Origin of the sequence: Mycobacterium sp. DL440, from assembly GCF_011745145.1 — a bacterium.
In the GTDB taxonomy this organism is placed as follows: domain Bacteria; phylum Actinomycetota; class Actinomycetes; order Mycobacteriales; family Mycobacteriaceae; genus Mycobacterium.
The window spans coordinates 3217884-3233975 of the sequence record NZ_CP050191.1 but is presented as its reverse complement, the minus strand read 5'-3'; the positions used below and the strand labels follow the sequence as shown (position 1 = coordinate 3233975).

Annotated in this window: 14 protein-coding genes and 1 tRNA gene; 10 read left to right on the top strand and 5 right to left on the bottom strand. The window is 67.0% G+C overall.

Annotation, left to right across the window (positions count from 1 at the left end):
• The first annotated feature begins 90 nt into the window (after nt 1-90).
• Nucleotides 91-714, top strand: coding sequence for an NADPH-dependent F420 reductase (locus HBE63_RS15555; RefSeq protein ID WP_166905535.1), 624 nt, complete (start codon nt 91-93; stop codon nt 712-714).
• An 85-nt stretch (nt 715-799) separates the two neighbouring features.
• On the top strand, nt 800-1699 hold the full coding sequence (locus tag HBE63_RS15550) for a TIGR03619 family F420-dependent LLM class oxidoreductase (RefSeq protein ID WP_166905534.1): 900 nt from the start codon (nt 800-802) through the stop codon (nt 1697-1699).
• A gap of 83 nt (nt 1700-1782) precedes the next feature.
• Here HBE63_RS15550 and HBE63_RS15545 read toward each other — a convergent pair.
• Both HBE63_RS15545 and orn read right to left on the bottom strand, forming a co-directional pair.
• Nucleotides 1783-1855 (bottom strand) — tRNA-His (locus tag HBE63_RS15545).
• Nucleotides 1856-1895: 40 nt separating this feature from the next.
• Complete coding sequence (gene orn / locus HBE63_RS15540) at nt 1896-2543, bottom strand: oligoribonuclease (RefSeq protein ID WP_166905533.1); 648 nt, start codon at nt 2541-2543, stop codon at nt 1896-1898.
• Nucleotides 2544-2660: 117 nt separating this feature from the next.
• On the opposite strand from orn, the gene HBE63_RS15535 reads away from it, so the two are divergent.
• Nucleotides 2661-4232: a helicase HerA-like domain-containing protein gene (locus HBE63_RS15535; RefSeq protein WP_166905532.1), complete on the top strand. Its 1572-nt coding sequence runs from the start codon at nt 2661-2663 to the stop codon at nt 4230-4232.
• A 76-nt stretch (nt 4233-4308) separates the two neighbouring features.
• Here HBE63_RS15535 and cmrA read toward each other — a convergent pair whose 3' ends face one another.
• On the bottom strand, nt 4309-5115 hold the full coding sequence (cmrA, locus tag HBE63_RS15530) for a mycolate reductase (protein WP_166905531.1): 807 nt from the start codon (nt 5113-5115) through the stop codon (nt 4309-4311).
• 43 nt (nt 5116-5158) lie between these two features.
• On the opposite strand from cmrA, the gene HBE63_RS15525 reads away from it, so the two are divergent.
• Nucleotides 5159-6466, top strand: a complete 1308-nt coding sequence (locus tag HBE63_RS15525) for an MFS transporter (protein ID WP_166905530.1) — start codon at nt 5159-5161, stop codon at nt 6464-6466.
• 17 nt (nt 6467-6483) lie between these two features.
• On the opposite strand, the gene HBE63_RS15520 is transcribed toward HBE63_RS15525, so the two are convergent.
• Nucleotides 6484-7269, bottom strand: a complete 786-nt coding sequence (locus HBE63_RS15520) for an MmpS family transport accessory protein (RefSeq protein ID WP_166905529.1) — start codon at nt 7267-7269, stop codon at nt 6484-6486.
• Nucleotides 7270-7352: 83 nt separating this feature from the next.
• Here HBE63_RS15520 and HBE63_RS15515 point away from each other — a divergent pair, with 83 nt between their 5' ends.
• Entirely contained in the window at nt 7353-9251 is a 1899-nt protein-coding gene (locus tag HBE63_RS15515) for an alpha/beta hydrolase family protein (RefSeq protein ID WP_371814756.1), read from the top strand.
• On the opposite strand, the gene HBE63_RS15510 is transcribed toward HBE63_RS15515, so the two are convergent.
• Complete coding sequence (locus tag HBE63_RS15510) at nt 9248-9841, bottom strand: TetR/AcrR family transcriptional regulator (protein ID WP_166905528.1); 594 nt, start codon at nt 9839-9841, stop codon at nt 9248-9250. The genes HBE63_RS15515 and HBE63_RS15510 overlap by 4 nt on opposite strands.
• Before the next feature lie 82 nt (nt 9842-9923).
• Here HBE63_RS15510 and HBE63_RS15505 point away from each other — a divergent pair, with 82 nt between their 5' ends.
• From HBE63_RS15505 to HBE63_RS15485, 5 genes are read left to right on the top strand one after another with little or no spacing between them, the layout of a single operon-like run.
• Nucleotides 9924-11465 (top strand): carboxyl transferase domain-containing protein, encoded by a 1542-nt coding sequence (locus HBE63_RS15505; protein ID WP_166909840.1) that lies wholly within the window; start codon nt 9924-9926, stop codon nt 11463-11465.
• A gap of 2 nt (nt 11466-11467) precedes the next feature.
• Entirely contained in the window at nt 11468-13480 is a 2013-nt protein-coding gene (locus HBE63_RS15500) for an acetyl/propionyl/methylcrotonyl-CoA carboxylase subunit alpha (RefSeq protein WP_166905527.1), read from the top strand.
• Nucleotides 13477-14640, top strand: a complete 1164-nt coding sequence (locus HBE63_RS15495) for an acyl-CoA dehydrogenase family protein (RefSeq protein WP_166905526.1) — start codon at nt 13477-13479, stop codon at nt 14638-14640. The genes HBE63_RS15500 and HBE63_RS15495 overlap by 4 nt, the downstream gene beginning before the upstream one ends.
• A complete protein-coding gene (locus HBE63_RS15490; protein WP_166905525.1) occupies nt 14637-15140 on the top strand; it encodes a MaoC family dehydratase in 504 nt (167 codons plus the stop codon). Before HBE63_RS15495 ends, HBE63_RS15490 begins: the two co-directional genes overlap by 4 nt.
• A complete protein-coding gene (locus tag HBE63_RS15485; RefSeq protein ID WP_166905524.1) occupies nt 15137-15943 on the top strand; it encodes a CoA ester lyase in 807 nt (268 codons plus the stop codon). The genes HBE63_RS15490 and HBE63_RS15485 overlap by 4 nt, the downstream gene beginning before the upstream one ends.
• Nucleotides 15944-16092: the final 149 nt, after the last annotated feature.

Sequence of the window (16092 nt, the reverse complement as noted above, 5' to 3'; positions counted from 1 at the left end):
TGCTACCCCAAATGGTTGACGTGTCACCAAACTCGACTTAAGGTGGATTCGTCAACCTTTTCGATTCGCTAATTCCAGACGGGACACCTCATGAGCAGCATCAGCATCATCGGCACCGGGAATATGGCCCGCGCTATCGGCGCGCTGGCGGTAGCGGGCGGCAACACGGTTGAGATCATCGGCCGTGATAAGTCCAAGGCTGCTGACCTGGCCAAGACCCTCGGCGGCAGCACCACGACGGGGCGGTTCGGCGCCGTCCCGGCCGGGGACATCGTCATCGTGGCGCTGTTGTACGCCAATGTCGTTCCGGTCATCGCCCAGTACGGAGACGCCCTCGCGGACAAGGTCATTGTCGACATCAGCAACCCCTTCAATTCCACGGCCGACGGGTTGGCCATACCCGACGACACCTCTATCGCGCAGGAAGTTGCCAAGGCCGCCCCGGCCAGCGCCAGTGTGGTGAAGGCGTTCAACACCATCTTCGGTGCTGTCCTGAACCAGGGCCGGACGCTCGACGTCTTCATCGCCGGCGACGATGCGCGCGCCAAGGCGGGCGTGGCGGAGTTCACCGAGAGTCTCGGGTTGCGCCCGCTCGACGTCGGCGGCTTGAACATGGCGCACTGGCTGGAAGGAACGGGCCTGGTCGTGATGGGCCTCGCGCGCCACGGGGTAGGGCACTACGACTTCGCCCTCGGCGCCACCGCTGCCGCCTGAGCCGCACCGCCTCCGTCCGAGCAGGAAACGAACAGGCGCCGTGCGCCCACATGATGGTTGATGGATCACCGAAAGGATTCTCGCGATGAAGCTTGGTTTCGCAATTCCCATCGTCGGGCCCGCGGTCAGCAGCGCCGCTGGCCTGAGCGCGTTCTGCCGAGGACTCGAGGACCTTGGCTACGACACACTGTGGGTCGGCGATCGCCTGGTCACGCCGGTGGAAATGCACAGTACGTATCCGGGCAAGGAGCAGCCATACCCGCCGCAGATGACCCGGTACCTCGATCCGGTCCTGCTGTGGACGGTCGCCGCGACGGCGACCAGCCGGGTACGGCTGAACGCCAGCACGCTCAGCACGTTCTATTACGAGCCGGTGCACCTGGCCCGGCTGCTGACCACGCTCGACGTGCTCAGCGACGGCCGCCTCGACGTTGGCGTGGGAATCGGGTGGATGAAGGACGAACATGACATCGCCCGCAGCGCGGACTGGCGTCGGCGCGGTCCGATGCTCGATGACCTGCTGGCGTTCCTGCACGAGTGGTGGACGACCACGCCGGTGTCTTGGGATGGCGAGTTCTTCTCGCTGCCACCGGTCCATGCGGACCTGCGCCCGGTCCAGGCTGGCGGTCCGCCCATCTGGATCGGCGGTGCCAGTGAGGCAGCGATGCGCCGGGTCGGCCGCAGCGGCACCGGCTGGCTCGGGGTCGAGGGGTTGCAGGCCGACGTCACCGACCACTTGTGGTCCGTTGCGCGCCGTGCGGCGCACGACGCCGGCCGTGATCCTGACGGTCTGAAGACGGCGATGCGGATCAACCTCGAACCGGGCACGTCCGTCGACTCGGTTGTCGGCAGACTCGAGCGCTTAGCCGGCTCCGGTGCTGATGAGGCGATCGTGGATGCCTTCGCAATGTTTCCCAGCCTGGACCAGATGCTTGAGTTCGCCGGCCAGCTGATCGATCGATGGAGTAATCCTGGGGAAGCTTGACGAGGGACCTGAACGACCGGAAACCGGAGGGGCCTGAAATCAGAAACGCCGTCTGCTTGCGCAGACGGCGTTCCCGATTTCGGGGTGGCTGACGGGACTCGAACCCGCGACAGCCAGGATCACAACCTGGTGCTCTACCAACTGAACTACAGCCACCATCGCCGCGCTGCGTTTCGGCATATGCGGCTCGTAGATACTAACTGCTCGGGTGTCCTAGCGCCGAATCGGTTCCGGTCGCGTCGTCCTTCGGCGGGCCGAGCTCGGCCGCGATCGCGGCGATATCGCTGGTAGACGGACCGGGCTGGGCGACGAACGCGGTCGAGCGGTAGTACTTGAGCTCGCGGATCGACTCGTGGATGTCGGCCAGGGCGCGGTGTGCCAGGCCCTTCTCCGGCTGGCCGAAGTAGATCCGGGGGTACCAGCGGCGGCACAGTTCCTTGATCGAGCTGACGTCGATCATCCGGTAGTGCAGGTAATCGTCGAGTTTGGGCATGTCGCGGGTGATGAAGCCGCGGTCGGTCGCGATCGAGTTGCCGCAAAGGGGAGCGGACTTGGCTGTCTTGACGTGTTCGCGGATGTAGTCGAGCACCATCTCTTCGGCGGTGGCCACATCGACCGTCGACACCCGGACTTCTTCGGTCAACCCGGACCGGGTGTGCATCTGTTTGACCACGTCGACCATGGACGACAGCGCGTCGTCGTCGGTGTGAATGACCACGTCCAGGCCATCACCGAGGATATTCAGGTCAGCGTCGGTGACCAGAACCGCGATCTCGATCAGCCGATCGGACTTGAGGTCGAGGCCGGTCATCTCGCAGTCGATCCATACCAGTTCGTCTCGCACGAAGATCCACAGTATTCCCATACCTGGCAACGAGCAGTCACACCCACCGCGCGCGCCGCCTGACAAGTAGTGTCAGTCCCCGATTGGCTCGTTCGCGCAAACTGGGAGGACCGGGGCATGACCACCGAATCGACAGCCACCCCCGCGCAGCAGATTGCTGCCGGCTACGCCGTCGAAGGCCAGGCGTTGGAGCTTGGCACCGTCGTCGTCGACGGAACCGTCGACCCGAGCGCACAGGTCCGCATCCCGCTGGCCACGGTCAACCGGCACGGGTTGATTGCCGGTGCCACCGGTACCGGCAAGACCAAGACGCTGCAGGTGATCGCCGAGCAGCTCTCGGCCGCCGGCGTCCCGGTGGTGATGGCCGACGTGAAGGGCGACCTGTCGGGGTTGTCGAAGTCCGGCGAGGCAGGCGAGAAGACCGATCAGCGCGCCAAGGACACCGGCGACACCTGGACACCGACGGCGTTCCCGGTGGAGTTCCTGTCGCTGGGCACCGAGGGCATCGGGGTACCGGTCCGTGCCACCATCACCAGCTTCGGCCCGATCCTGCTGTCGAAGGTGTTGGGCCTCAATACCACTCAGGAGTCCACGCTCGGCCTGATCTTCCATTGGGCCGACCAGAAGGGCCTGCCCCTGCTGGACATCAAGGACCTTCGCTCGGTGATCCAGTTCCTCACGAGCGATGAGGGCAAGGCCGAACTCAAGGCGCTGGGCGCGGTGTCGACCACGACGGCGGGCGTCATCCTTCGGGCCCTGGTCAATCTGGAGGCCGAGGGCGCCGATTCGTTCTTCGGTGAACCGGAGCTGGAGCCCAAGGATCTGCTGCGCACCGACGCCCAGGGGCGCGGCATCATCAGCCTGCTGGAGTTGGGTTCGCAGGCCGCGCGGCCGGTGATGTTCTCCACGTTTCTGATGTGGGTGCTGGCCGATCTGTTCACCTCCCTGCCCGAGGTCGGCGACATCGACAAGCCCAAGTTGGTCTTCATCTTCGACGAGGCGCATCTGCTGTTCACCGACGCATCCAAGGCGTTCCTGGAACAGGTAGAGCAGACCGTCAAGCTGATCCGCTCGAAGGGCGTCGGTGTTTTCTTCTGCACCCAGCTGCCCACCGATGTGCCCAACAACGTGCTCTCACAGTTGGGTGCCCGGGTGCAGCACGCGTTGCGTGCCTTCACCCCGGACGATCAGAAGGCCCTGTCGAAGACGGTGCGCACCTACCCGAAGACCGACGTCTACGACCTGGAGAAGGCGCTGACGTCGTTGGGGATCGGCGAGGCTGTGGTCACGGTGCTCTCGGAGAAAGGTGCGCCGACGCCGGTGGCCTGGACGAGGATGCGGGCGCCACGGTCGTTGATGGACACCATCGGGACCGAGGCGATCACGGCGGTCGCCAAGGCCAGCCCGCTGCAGGCGACGTACGGCCAGACCGTGGACGGGGATTCGGCCTACGAGCGGCTGGCCGCGAAACTCGCGCCGCCGCCGTCGCCCGAGGATCCAGGTGGCTTCGGCGGCGTCGAGGCCTCAGGCGAGATCGAGGCGATGCCGGCCCCGGCGCAACCGGCAGAACCGGGCATGCTTGAGCAGGTGCTCAAGAGCTCGGCGTTCAAGAGCGCGATGCGCTCGGCGGGCACCGTCCTCGGTCGCGAGATCACCCGCAGCATTTTCGGTACGGGCCGCCGCCGCTGATTTCCGCCGAAACGGCATTCCAGCAGGCCACCACTCGATGTTCTTCTGCTGGAATGCGGTTTCGGCGCAAGAAGTTCTAGCCGCCGCCGAGCTTCTTGTAGACGGCGCCCACAATCGGGGTGACGATGGCCCGCGGCGCATAGCCGCTGGCCATCGACATGGCCTTGGAGGTCACCCCGGGCACCACCCGCATCTTGTTCTTCTCCAGGCCGTCGAGCGACAGCTTGGCGGTGTATTCGGTTGAGATCCAAAGGAAGTCGGGGATCAACCGCTCCACCAGGGACTGGTCGGACGCGTCGGGCAGGTCGGTGCGCACCGGGCCCGGCGCCAACACCGTGACGTGCACGCCGGCGCCCTTGAGCTCGCCGCGGAGCGACTCGCTGAACGTGTTGGCGAACGCCTTGGACGCCGCGTACGTGGAGTTGTTGGGGATCGGTGAGTTGCCCGCCGCCGATCCGGAGGTCAGGATGCCGCCGGATCCGCGTTTGACCATCCCCGGCAGTACCGCCAACACCAGATCGTGCACGCCGAGGACGTTGAGTTGCACCTGTGCCTTCTCGCCGGCCGGATCGAGATCGATGACCGGGCCGAAGGTGGCGGTGCCCGCATTGGCACACAGGATCGAGATCTCGCGCTGGGCCAGCTCGTCGCACAGGACGTCTCTGGCGGTGGGGTCGGTGAGGTCGACGGCGCGCACCTCGACGGTGACGCCGTAGCGCTCGGTGAGGCGCTGCGCCAGTGACGTCAGCACATCCTCCCGTCGCGCGGTGATGATCAGGTGGTGGCCGCGGGCAGCGAGTTCGGTGGCCAACGCTTCGCCGATGTTCTGCGAGGCGCCGGTGACGACGGCACGGGCATCCGGACTGGGTGCGGGTACTGGCATGCGGCCAATCCTAGAAGGCGCCCGAACCCATAGGGTGTCGGTCATGACTAACCCCGGGCGGGCGAGGGTGCTCGCGTGGGCATTGTGGGACTGCGGTGCGACGGGCCTCAACGCCATCGTCGTCACATTCGTCTTCTCGGTGTACCTGACTGGCAGCGTCGGCGCGGACCTCCCCGGAGACACCACGCCGGCCAGCTGGCTGGGCCGGGCCATGACGGTCGCCGGTCTCGCGGTGGCCCTACTGGCGCCGGTCACCGGTATCTGGGTCGATGCGCCGCATCGGCGGCGTCGGGTGCTTGCCGCGATGACCGGTGCGGCCGTCCTGTTTACCGCGGCGATGAGCCTGATCCGTGACGACCACCGCTATCTGATGCCGGGGCTCGTGCTGCTGGCCTGCACAGCTGCCTGCAACGAGCTGGCCACCGTGCCCTACAACGCCATGCTCCGACAGCTGTCCACACCTCAGACCTCCGGGCGGACCTCCGGGCTCGGCCTGGCCCTGGGCTACGCGGGCAGCGTCGTGCTGTTGCTGCTGGCCTACGTCGGGTTCATCGCCGGTGACGGCGATACCCGTGGGCTGCTGGGCATCCCGACCGCCGACGGGCAGAACGTGCGGGCGGTGATGTTGCTCACTGCGGTCTGGTTCGTGTTGTTCGCACTGCCGATATTCGTGATGGTTCCGCGCGTGCCGGCCGTCGAACCGGTCGAACACGTCGGTTTCTTCGGCGCCTACCGCAAGTTGTGGGCCGAGATCCGCGGCGAGTGGCAACGCGACCGCAACGTCGTCTACTACCTGGTGGCGAGCGCGGTGTTCCGCGACGGACTGGCCGGGGTTTTCGCATTCGGCGCGGTGCTCGGCGTCAACGTCTACGGCATCTCCCAGGCGGACGTGCTGTTGTTCGGGATGAGCGCCTGTGTGATCGCGGCGGTCGGTGCGGTGGTGGGCGGGATGCTCGATGACCGGGTGGGTTCCAAACCCGTCATCGTCGGGTCGCTGGTCTGCCTGATCGTGGTGGCGCTGTCGCTGTTGGCGCTGTCGGGGCCGGTGGCCTTCTGGGTGTGTGGCCTGCTGCTGTGCCTGTTCATCGGGCCGACGCTGTCCGCGGCGCGCAACCTGATGCTGCGGATCACCGCGGACGGCAAGGAAGGTGTGGCGTTCGGGCTCTACACCACCGTCGGACGCGCCGCGTCCTTCCTGGCGCCGTGGCTGTTCTTCATGTTCATCGACTTCTTTGGCGCGGACCGCGCCGGGATGGGCGGGATCGTGCTGGTGCTGGTCGTCGGGCTGGCGGGCATGCTCGCCGTGCGGGTGCCCGCACGCCAGCCCGGTCCCGCCGTCTCAACGAGCTGACAGCGTGCGTCGACGGCTCAGGCAGTTCCGACGCAGATCGTGATTCCCGAGCCGGTGCGATGTTGGGTCTGTACGCCGTTGACGGTCACGGTGCAGGCCACCTCTGGGCCGAAATTCACGACGCTCACGCTGGCGGTTTCGGTCGCCGGCTGAGCCAGTTCGACCTGCTTACTCCACGGCAGCATGACGTTGAACTCGGTCTGGAGCATGTTGCCGGTATCCAGATAGGTGATGTTGATGGCCCGGCCCTCGCCGGTGACCTCGTAGGTGACGGGCTCGGTGGGCCCAGGAGCGGTCTCCGAGGGCGGGGCGGTGGTGGGCGGCGGCATCGGCCGCGGTGCGCGGGAGGTCGTGGTGGGGGGTTTCGGCGACGTGCTGAAGCTGGGCTGGGGGGTGATCGGTTGCGGTGCGATCACGGTCTCCTGGCTCGACCCGTTGGCGATCACCAACGCGATGACCAGGCCAAGGGCCACCAGGACCGCCACCGCGGCCAGGATCCACAGCCAGAGCCGGGGTTCGTGGCCATCGGGCTCGGGCGGGGTGGGGGCACCCGGCGGCCCGGCGGGTGTGCCTGGCGGATGCCCGGTTGCGCCTGCGTCGTACCCGTAGGGAGAGTAGGGCGGCAGCTGTTGGGTGGGGTTCGGCACCGAGGATCCAGCCGGCGGCACCGCTTGGGGCACAGCCGGGTAGACGCCCTGATACGGCGGCTGGTTCGAGTACGCCGGATCTGGACAGTCCACGGGGTAGCCGCTACCGAAAGATTGGGTCGGTTCGGACCCGTCGCGGCGTGGTGAATCGGTCATGCCCACCTCATGGCTGCGAGGGTACCTGTGCGGATGCTCAGTCCGCTGCGGCCGAGGTCCCAGCGATTGAGCCGCGGTGAGAGATGCTGGAGTGGACTGCGGACGTGACGGGAGGACGCGAGGTGGCCGCCGATCGGCATGTGCGGGTGAACTACGGCGCGTCGTTGTCACCGGATGCGACGGCCTTTGCCCACTTGGTCGACGACGGCGGCTATCCGCGCGCGGTGCAGCGCTTCCTGCGTGGATGGCGGGCCAGTTCCTCGCGCGACGTCGAACTGCCCGTGGTGGGTGCAGTGACGAAGGTCATCCATTCCGCCGACGGCCATTGGCTGGCCTGCGAGGTGGCTCCCGAAGGCGGGACCCGCAGCCAGATCTGGGTGGTGACGACCGATCCCGACGACCGGGACGCGCGTCGGATCGACTATTGGCCGCCCGACGCCGAGGGCACCGCGGAACTGATCAGTTGGGACGGCACCCAGGTCGCGGCGATCCTCACCGGAGAGGACGGCGTCGGCAGCTCCTGCCTGATCGACCCGGCCACCGGGGACACTCTTGTGCTCGACCGGCGCTCGGGCGGCCGGCTGGTGGACGCGTGGGCGGGAGCCTCGCTCGTGCGGGTCGGCCCGCGTGGCTACCAGGAGCTCATCATGCTGTGGGGGCGTACCGAAATCGCGCTGCTGCCATCGGATCCCGGCTCGGTCACTGATTTCGGCGTGATCCTCGACGATCACACCCCGCGCCGGCTCCGCAGTGGTTTTGACGGCGAGACCACGCTGTACCACCCGGCCGGCACCTACGAGCCCAACAGGACCGAAGGTTTTGTTCGGGCGCTGGTCCGCAGCGACAACGGTGCCGCCCACGCCCGGCTCCTGGAGGTCACGGTCACCGCCGACGGCGTGACCTACCACGTGGTTGCCGAGCGGGCCGGCTACGAGCTCGACGAGTTCGTGGTCAGCGACGATCTGTCTACCATCGCGTTGTTGTGGAACATCGACGGCCGCAGCGAGTTGCAGGTCCTGGAGTATGCCGACGAGACGTTGTCGATGCCGATTGCGCTGCCCGGCCCGGTCGCCGGCGAGCTGAGCATCAGTGCGGGTGGGTCCATGGTGGCGGTGACCGTGCAGGGACCGTCGCTGCCACGCACCGTCGAACTCGTCGACCCGCGCTCGCTGGAATGGGAGCGGATCGACCGCGAACCCAGCCAGGGACCGCTGACCGACGCGCCGACGCTGGAACGGATCACCGCCCGCGACGGGTTGGAACTCACCGGGTGGCTGTACCGACCGCCTGTGGCGGTAATAGGCGCGGTGATGTTCCTGCACGGCGGTCCCGAGGGGCAGGCGCGGCCCGCATACAACGAGATCTTTCCGGCGCTGCTGGATGCGGGTTTCGCGGTGTTGGCGCCGAATGTGCGCGGTTCGGGCGGATTTGGCCGGGCGTTCGTGCACGCCGACGACAAGGAGTTGCGGTTCGCCGCGATCGACGATGTCGCCGATTGTGCGAAGTATCTGGTTGACCGGGGCATTGCGCCGGCCGACCGGCTGGCCTGCACCGGATGGTCGTACGGCGGCTATCTGACGCAGGCGGCGCTGGCCTTCCACCCGCAGCTGTTCGTGGCCGGTATCAGCATCTGCGGGATGAGTGACCTGAACAGCTTCTACCACACCACCGAGCCGTGGATCGCGGCAGCGTCCTATCCCGAATACGGCCACCCGGTGGCGGATCGTGATCTGCTGGAAAGGCTTTCGCCATTGCCGAAGGCAGATGCAATCATCGCCCCGTTGCTGCTGGTGCACGGCGGACACGACACCAATGTGCTGCCCGATGAATCGCGGCAGATGTACGAGGCACTGGTGAAACTCGGGCGCACCGCCGAACTGCTGATCTTCGACGATGACGGACACGAGATCGTCAAACGGGAGAACCGCGCGGTGCTGGTCGATGTCGCGTCTCGTTGGCTGTCCAAGGCGTTCGGCGGCTAGTCGGCAGTGAGCGCCGCCAGCGTCATCCGGCGCAGTACGGCGCGTGAATGTGTCTTGGGGACAGCGGGTCTCACGCTGTAGGGGGTGGAGTTCAGCAGGCCGAATGCAGCGTGTGCCATCACGCGGGCGTCGTCCTCGGCCAGATCGGGGTTGAGCTGGGTCAGGACCGCCACCCAGATCTCCACGTACTGCCGCTGGGACCGCCGCACCTGACGCTTGGCGGCGTCCGGCAGATGGCCCAGGTCGCGGTCCTGGATGCGGATCAGGTCGGGTTCGCCGAAGACGAAGTCGAGGTGGAAGTCCACCAGGCCATTCAGGGTGTCGGCGGGCGGGGTGCTCCGGGCGGTCACCTCCTGTGCACCGGCGAGCAGACGGGTACTGATCCCGACGAGCAGTTCGACCAGCAGCGCCTCTTTGTTGGGGAAGTGCCGATAGATGGCCGGTCCGGAGATTCCGACTGCCGAGCAGATGTCCTCGAGGCGTACCGCAAGGTAACCGCGTTCGGCCACAAGCCGTTCGGCGGCAGCGATCAGTTGGCTGCGGCGGTCGGACTTGGCCTTGCTGCGACGGGTGACGGCGCTGTCAGACATGGCGCCTCCGGGGGTAGACAACTCAGTTAATGGAAACTAACCTACCATGAGTTAGTTGTCATTAACCGAAACGGGAGCTGCCTTGTCATCGCACCGCGACGATCATCTGGCGCTGGTTGGGCAGTTGCGTGCCAAGCTCGCTACCGCCGCCCTCGGCGGCCCCGAGCGGGCCCGTCAACGCCACGTCGACCGGGGTAAGTTGCTGCCCCGCGATCGGGTCGACGGCCTGCTGGACCCGGGCAGTCCGTTCCTGGAGATCGCCGCATTGGCCGCCGAAGGGATGTACGACGACGAATGTCCCGGCGCCGGAATGATCGCGGGCATCGGTCGGGTCTCGGGCCGCGAATGCCTGATTGTCGCCAACGACGCGACGGTCAAGGGCGGGACCTATTACCCGGTCACCGTCAAGAAACATCTGCGCGCGCAGGAGATCGCGTTGCAGAACAAGCTGCCGTGCATCTACCTGGTTGACTCCGGCGGGGCCTTCCTGCCGCGCCAGGACGAGGTGTTCCCCGACCGTGAGCACTTCGGCCGGATCTTCTACAACCAGGCCACGATGAGCGCGCAGGGCATCGCCCAGATCGCCGCGGTGCTGGGCTCGTGCACCGCGGGCGGGGCCTATGTGCCGGCGATGAGCGACGAGGCGGTCATCGTGCGCAACCAGGGCACGATCTTCCTGGGCGGCCCGCCGCTGGTGAAGGCCGCCACCGGTGAGGTTGTCACCGCCGAGGACCTCGGAGGCGGGGACCTGCATTCCAAGACTTCCGGCGTCACCGACCACCTGGCCCACGATGACCGCGACGCACTGCGGATCGTGCGCAACATCGTCGCCACATTGGGGCCGGCCGAGGCCCCGCCGTGGGCCGTGACGCCCACCGTGGACGCCGTCGCCGACCAGGCCGAGCTCTACGACGTGGTCCCGGTCGACGCTCGCGTGCCCTACGACGTGCACCAGGTGATCACCCGCATCGTCGACGGCGGCGAGTTCAACGAATTCAAGGCCGAGTACGGCACCACCCTGGTCACCGGGTTCGCCCGCATCCACGGTCACCCGGTCGGAATCGTCGCCAACAACGGTGTGCTGTTCGGCGAATCCGCGCTCAAGGGAGCACATTTCATCGAGCTCTGTGACAAACGCAAGACGCCGCTGCTGTTCCTGCAGAACATCGCCGGGTTCATGGTCGGCCGCGACTACGAGGCCTCGGGCATCGCCAAGCACGGCGCCAAGATGGTTACCGCGGTGGCCTGTGCCCGCGTGCCGAAGCTGACCGTGGTGATCGGCGGCTCCTACGGCGCAGGCAACTATTCCATGTGCGGACGTGCCTATTCGCCGCGGTTTTTGTGGATGTGGCCCAACGCCCGCATCTCGGTGATGGGCGGCGAGCAGGCCGCCTCGGTGCTGGCCACTGTGCGCGGCGAGATGAGCGCCGAGGAGGAAGAGCAGTTCAAGGCGCCGATCCGCGACCAGTACGAGCACCAGGGCAACCCGTACTATTCGACGGCCCGGCTCTGGGATGACGGCGTGATCGACCCGGCGGATACCAGAACCGTACTCGGACTTGCCCTTTCGGTTGTCGGCCAGGCTCCGCTGGAGCCGGTCTCCTACGGCGTATTCCGGATGTGATGATGACTTCAAGCGCTATATTCGACACAGTCCTCGTCGCCAACCGTGGCGAGATCGCGGTCCGGGTCATCCGCACCCTGCGGACCATGGGCATCCGGTCGGTCGCGGTGTTCAGCGATGCCGACGCCGGCGCCCGTCATGTCGCAGAGGCGGACGTGGCGGTCCGTATCGGACCCGCCGCGGCCCGGCAGAGCTACCTCGATATCGACGCAGTGGTCGCTGCCGCGCAGCGCACCGGCGCGCAGGCAGTGCACCCCGGCTATGGATTCCTTTCCGAGAACGCGGAGTTTGCCGCCGCGCTACAGGCGGCAGGCATCGTGTTCATCGGCCCGCCCGCCGCGGCGATCGCCACGATGGGCGACAAGATCGCGGCCAAGGCCGCCGTGTCGGCGTTCGGTGTGCCTGTCGTACCCGGCATCTCGCGTCCGGGCCTGACCGATGAGGACTTGATCGCGGGGGCACCCGAGGTCGGTTTCCCGGTACTGGTCAAGCCGTCGGCGGGCGGTGGCGGCAAGGGTATGCGGGTGGTGGAGCAGGCCGATGAACTTGCGGCTGCCCTCGTATCGGCCCGACGCGAGGCGGCTGCGGCCTTCGGCGACGACGCCCTGTTCCTGGAACGATATGTGTTGCGGCCCCGCCATATCGAGGTGCAGGTGCTCGCGGACGGACACGGCAACGTGATACACCTGGGCGAGCGGGAATGTAGTCTGCAGCGCAGGCACCAAAAGGTCATCGAAGAGGCGCCCTCGCCGCTGTTGGACCCGGCCACCCGGGCCCGTATCGGCGCGGCTGCGTGCGACACCGCGCGTAGTGTCGACTACACGGGCGCCGGCACGGTGGAGTTCATCGTGTCCGCCGATGCGCCCGACGAGTTCTTCTTCATGGAGATGAATACCCGGCTTCAGGTGGAACATCCGGTCACCGAAATGGTCACCGGAGTCGACCTGGTGGAACAACAGGTCCGCATCGCGGTCGGGGAGAAGCTCGCGATCGGCCAGGACGACATCATCATGACCGGGCACGCGATGGAGGCTCGGGTCTATGCCGAGGACCCGGCCAACGGCTTCCTGCCCACCGGTGGGCAGGTGCTCGGACTGCGTGAGCCCAAAGGGCCCGGGGTTCGGGTGGATTCCGGCCTCACCGCCGGCACCGTCGTCGGCAGCGACTACGACCCAATGTTGTCGAAGGTCATCGCCCACGGCGCCGACCGAGCGGCGGCGCTACACAAGCTGGACCGGGCGCTGGGCGATACCGCGGTACTGGGTCTGACCACCAACACCGAGTTCCTTCGCTTCCTGCTGGCCGATCCTGATGTGGCCGCGGGCCGGCTGGACACCGGCCTGTTGGACCGTCGGGCACCGGATTTCGCGCCCCAGGCCCTCGGCGATGCGGAGTTGATCGCGGCGGCGGCCTACCAGTGGATCAGCAATTGGACCGAGGCCGGCGACGACCTGTGGGCCCGTCCGACAGGCTGGCGGGTGGGTGGGCGTGCCCCGGCGGCCTTCCGGCTGCGGGCCGGCGACCGCACCGATCACGTATACCTCTCCGGCAATCCCGACCAGGCCAACGCCACGGTCGAGAACGGTGAAACCCACACCGTCAGCGCGGCTTTCGTCGGTGATCAGTTCACCGTCACGCTCGACGGGATGCGCGCCGAGTACCTGGTCGCCACGCAGCTGAGCGGCGGGACCGGCCAGCTCTGGCTCTCCGGTGCCGGGCACAGTTACGTGGTCGAGGAGGTGCGCGAGGCGCCGGTGCGGCCCGACGACGAGCACAGTGGCGACGCCGAACTCGTCAGTCCCATGCCGGGATCGGTTGTCGCCGTGGGCGTTGAGAGCGGTGCCGAGGTTACCGCCGGGACCATGGTGGTCACCGTGGAGGCGATGAAGATGGAGCATGCCCTGGCGGCACCCACCGACGGTGTGGCCGAACTACTTGTCGCCGTCGGCGACCAGGTCAAGGTGGGCCAGCCGCTGGCCCGGATCACCGCTGCAACACAGGAGAGCGAGCAATGACGGACTTTCTGTCCACCGGCACCCTGCCGGATCACTACGCGGAACTGGCCAAGTCCGTCCGCGACTTCGCGCAGAGCGTGGTCGCGCCGGTGGCTGCCAAACACGATGAGGAACACTCGTTCCCGTACGAGGTCGTCTCCGGCATGGCCGACATGGGGCTGTTCGGCCTGCCGTTCCCCGAGGAGTACGGCGGCATGGGCGGCGACTACTTCGCGCTGTGCCTGGCCTTGGAAGAGCTCGGAAAAGTCGACCAGAGCGTGGCCATCACGCTGGAGGCCGGGGTTTCGCTGGGCGCCATGCCGGTGTACCGCTTCGGCAATGACGCCCAGAAGCAGGAGTGGCTGCCGCTGCTGGCCAGCGGCAAGGCGTTGGGTGCGTTCGGCCTGACCGAGGCCGGCGGCGGCAGCGACGCCGGCGCCACCAAGACCACCGCCAAGATGGACGACGGTCACTGGGTGATCAACGGCTCCAAGCAGTTCATCACCAACTCCGGCACCGACATCACCAAGCTGGTCACCGTGACGGCCGTTACCGGTGAGGCCGACGGCGGCAAGAAGGAGATCTCGTCGATCCTGGTGCCGGTGCCCATCGAGGGATTCACCGCGGAACCGGCGTACAACAAGGTCGGTTGGAACGCCTCGGACACCCACCCGCTGAGCTTCGACGACGTCCGGGTGCCCGCCGAGAACCTGCTCGGTGAACAGGGACGCGGCTACGCCAACTTCCTGCGCATCCTCGATGAAGGCCGTATCGCCATCGCGGCGCTGTCGGTCGGAGTCGCGCAAGGTTGTGTGGACGAGTGCGTCAAGTACGCCAAGGAGCGTCAGGCCTTCGGCGCCGCCATCGGCACCTACCAGGCCATCGCCTTCAAGATCGCCCGGATGGAGGCCCGCGCCCACACCGCCCGCGCCGCGTACTACGACGCCGCGGCGCTGATGCTGTCCGGCAAGCCGTTCAAGAAGGCGGCATCGGTGGCCAAGCTGGTGTCCAGCGAGGCCGCGATGGACAATGCCCGCGACGCCACCCAGATTTTCGGCGGCTACGGATTCATGAACGAATACCCGGTGGCACGTCATTACCGGGACAGCAAGATTCTCGAAATCGGCGAGGGGACAACGGAAGTGCAGCTGATGCTGATCGCGCGGGAGGCGGGCTTGTGACCTCAGGGGAAGAACGGTCCCAGAAAGTAATAGAACAGCGCGGGTTGTGGTTCGAGGAGTTCGAGATCGGGGTGCGCTACCTGCACCGTCCCGGGCGCACCATCACCGAGGCCGACAACGTGCTGTTCACCACGCTGACCATGAACACCCAGGCCCTGCACCTGGATGCGGCGTTCGCCGATGCCCTGCCACCGTTCAACGCGCGGTTGGTCAATTCGATGTTCACCCTGTCCACGCTCGTCGGCTTGTCGGTGGCTCAGCTGACCCAGGGCACCATCGTCGGCAACCTCGGATTCTCCGAGATCGCTTTCCCCAAGCCGCTTTTCCACGGTGACACGCTGTACGCCGAAACCGAGATCACCGAGAAGCGGGCATCCAAGAGTCGGCCGGGGGAGGGCATCGTGACGTTGGCCCACACCGGCCGCAACCAGCACGGTGACATCGTGGCCACGGCGTCGCGCAAGACCATGGTGCGGATGCGTCCGGAGGGGGAGTCGTGACATTGCAGGCACCAGGCCCGGGCTGGCTGTTCTGCCCGGCCGACCGTCCCGAGCGGTTCGAAAAGGCCTCGGCGGCAGCCGATGTGGTGATCCTCGACCTCGAGGACGGGTGTGCGGCCAAGGACCGTCCAGCCGCCCGTCAGGCCCTGATCGACACCCGGCTGGACCCGGCGCGGACAGTGGTGCGGGTCAATCCGACCAACACCGCCGACCACGAGCTCGACCTGAAGGCGGTAGCGGCGACCGACTACACCACGGTGATGCTCGCCAAGTCCGAGCACGCGGATCAGGTGACGGCTCTGGCGCCGCTCGATGTCGTGGTGCTGATCGAGACGCCGCTGGCCGCGCTGAACGTGGTGGAGCTGGTGCAGCCCGACAACGCCGTCGCGGTGATGTGGGGGGCCGAAGATCTGTTCGCCGTCACCGGTGGCACCGCCAACCGCCGGTCCGACGGTACCTACCGCGACGTTGCCCAGCACGTGCGGTCGCAGACCCTGCTGGCCGCCAAGGCTTACGGGAAGCTGGCGCTGGATTCGGTGTATCTCGACATCAAGGATCTCGATGGCCTGCGGGCAGAGTCCGATGACGCGGTCGCGGTCGGATTCGACGCCAAGGTGGCGATCCACCCGACGCAGGTCGCGGTCATCCGCTCGGCCTACGCCCCGACCGAGGAACAAATCGCCTGGGCGCGGGCGGTGCTCGATCGGGTGGCGACCGAACGTGGCGTCTTCCAGCACGACGGTCTGATGGTCGACGCTCCCGTTTTGCGCCGCGCCGAACGCATCGTCGCCCTGGCCCCCTAGCGTTTCCCCGCCGAGCAGACGCTGCGGTACCCCGAAACCGCTCATTTCGGGTACCGCAGCGTCGGCTCGCGCATGAGGGCACCCGACGCCGGCCTTGTCCGACACGCGTCCCATCCGTTACCGGCGATGGACGCGGCCCAACCCGATTC

What these genes read in the sequence shown, in the direction of transcription:
- HBE63_RS15555 (WP_166905535.1), top strand. Translation starts at nt 91, where the DNA reads ATGAGCAGCATCAGCATCATCGGCACCGGGAATATGGCCCGCGCTATC.
- HBE63_RS15550 (WP_166905534.1), top strand. Translation starts at nt 800, where the DNA reads ATGAAGCTTGGTTTCGCAATTCCCATCGTCGGGCCCGCGGTCAGCAGC.
- HBE63_RS15535 (WP_166905532.1), top strand. Translation starts at nt 2,661, where the DNA reads ATGACCACCGAATCGACAGCCACCCCCGCGCAGCAGATTGCTGCCGGC.
- cmrA (WP_166905531.1), bottom strand. Translation starts at nt 5,115, where the DNA reads ATGCCAGTACCCGCACCCAGTCCGGATGCCCGTGCCGTCGTCACCGGC.
- HBE63_RS15525 (WP_166905530.1), top strand. Translation starts at nt 5,159, where the DNA reads ATGACTAACCCCGGGCGGGCGAGGGTGCTCGCGTGGGCATTGTGGGAC.
- HBE63_RS15520 (WP_166905529.1), bottom strand. Translation starts at nt 7,269, where the DNA reads ATGACCGATTCACCACGCCGCGACGGGTCCGAACCGACCCAATCTTTC.
- HBE63_RS15515 (WP_371814756.1), top strand. Translation starts at nt 7,353, where the DNA reads ATGCTGGAGTGGACTGCGGACGTGACGGGAGGACGCGAGGTGGCCGCC.
- HBE63_RS15510 (WP_166905528.1), bottom strand. Translation starts at nt 9,841, where the DNA reads ATGTCTGACAGCGCCGTCACCCGTCGCAGCAAGGCCAAGTCCGACCGC.
- HBE63_RS15500 (WP_166905527.1), top strand. Translation starts at nt 11,468, where the DNA reads ATGACTTCAAGCGCTATATTCGACACAGTCCTCGTCGCCAACCGTGGC.
- HBE63_RS15495 (WP_166905526.1), top strand. Translation starts at nt 13,477, where the DNA reads ATGACGGACTTTCTGTCCACCGGCACCCTGCCGGATCACTACGCGGAA.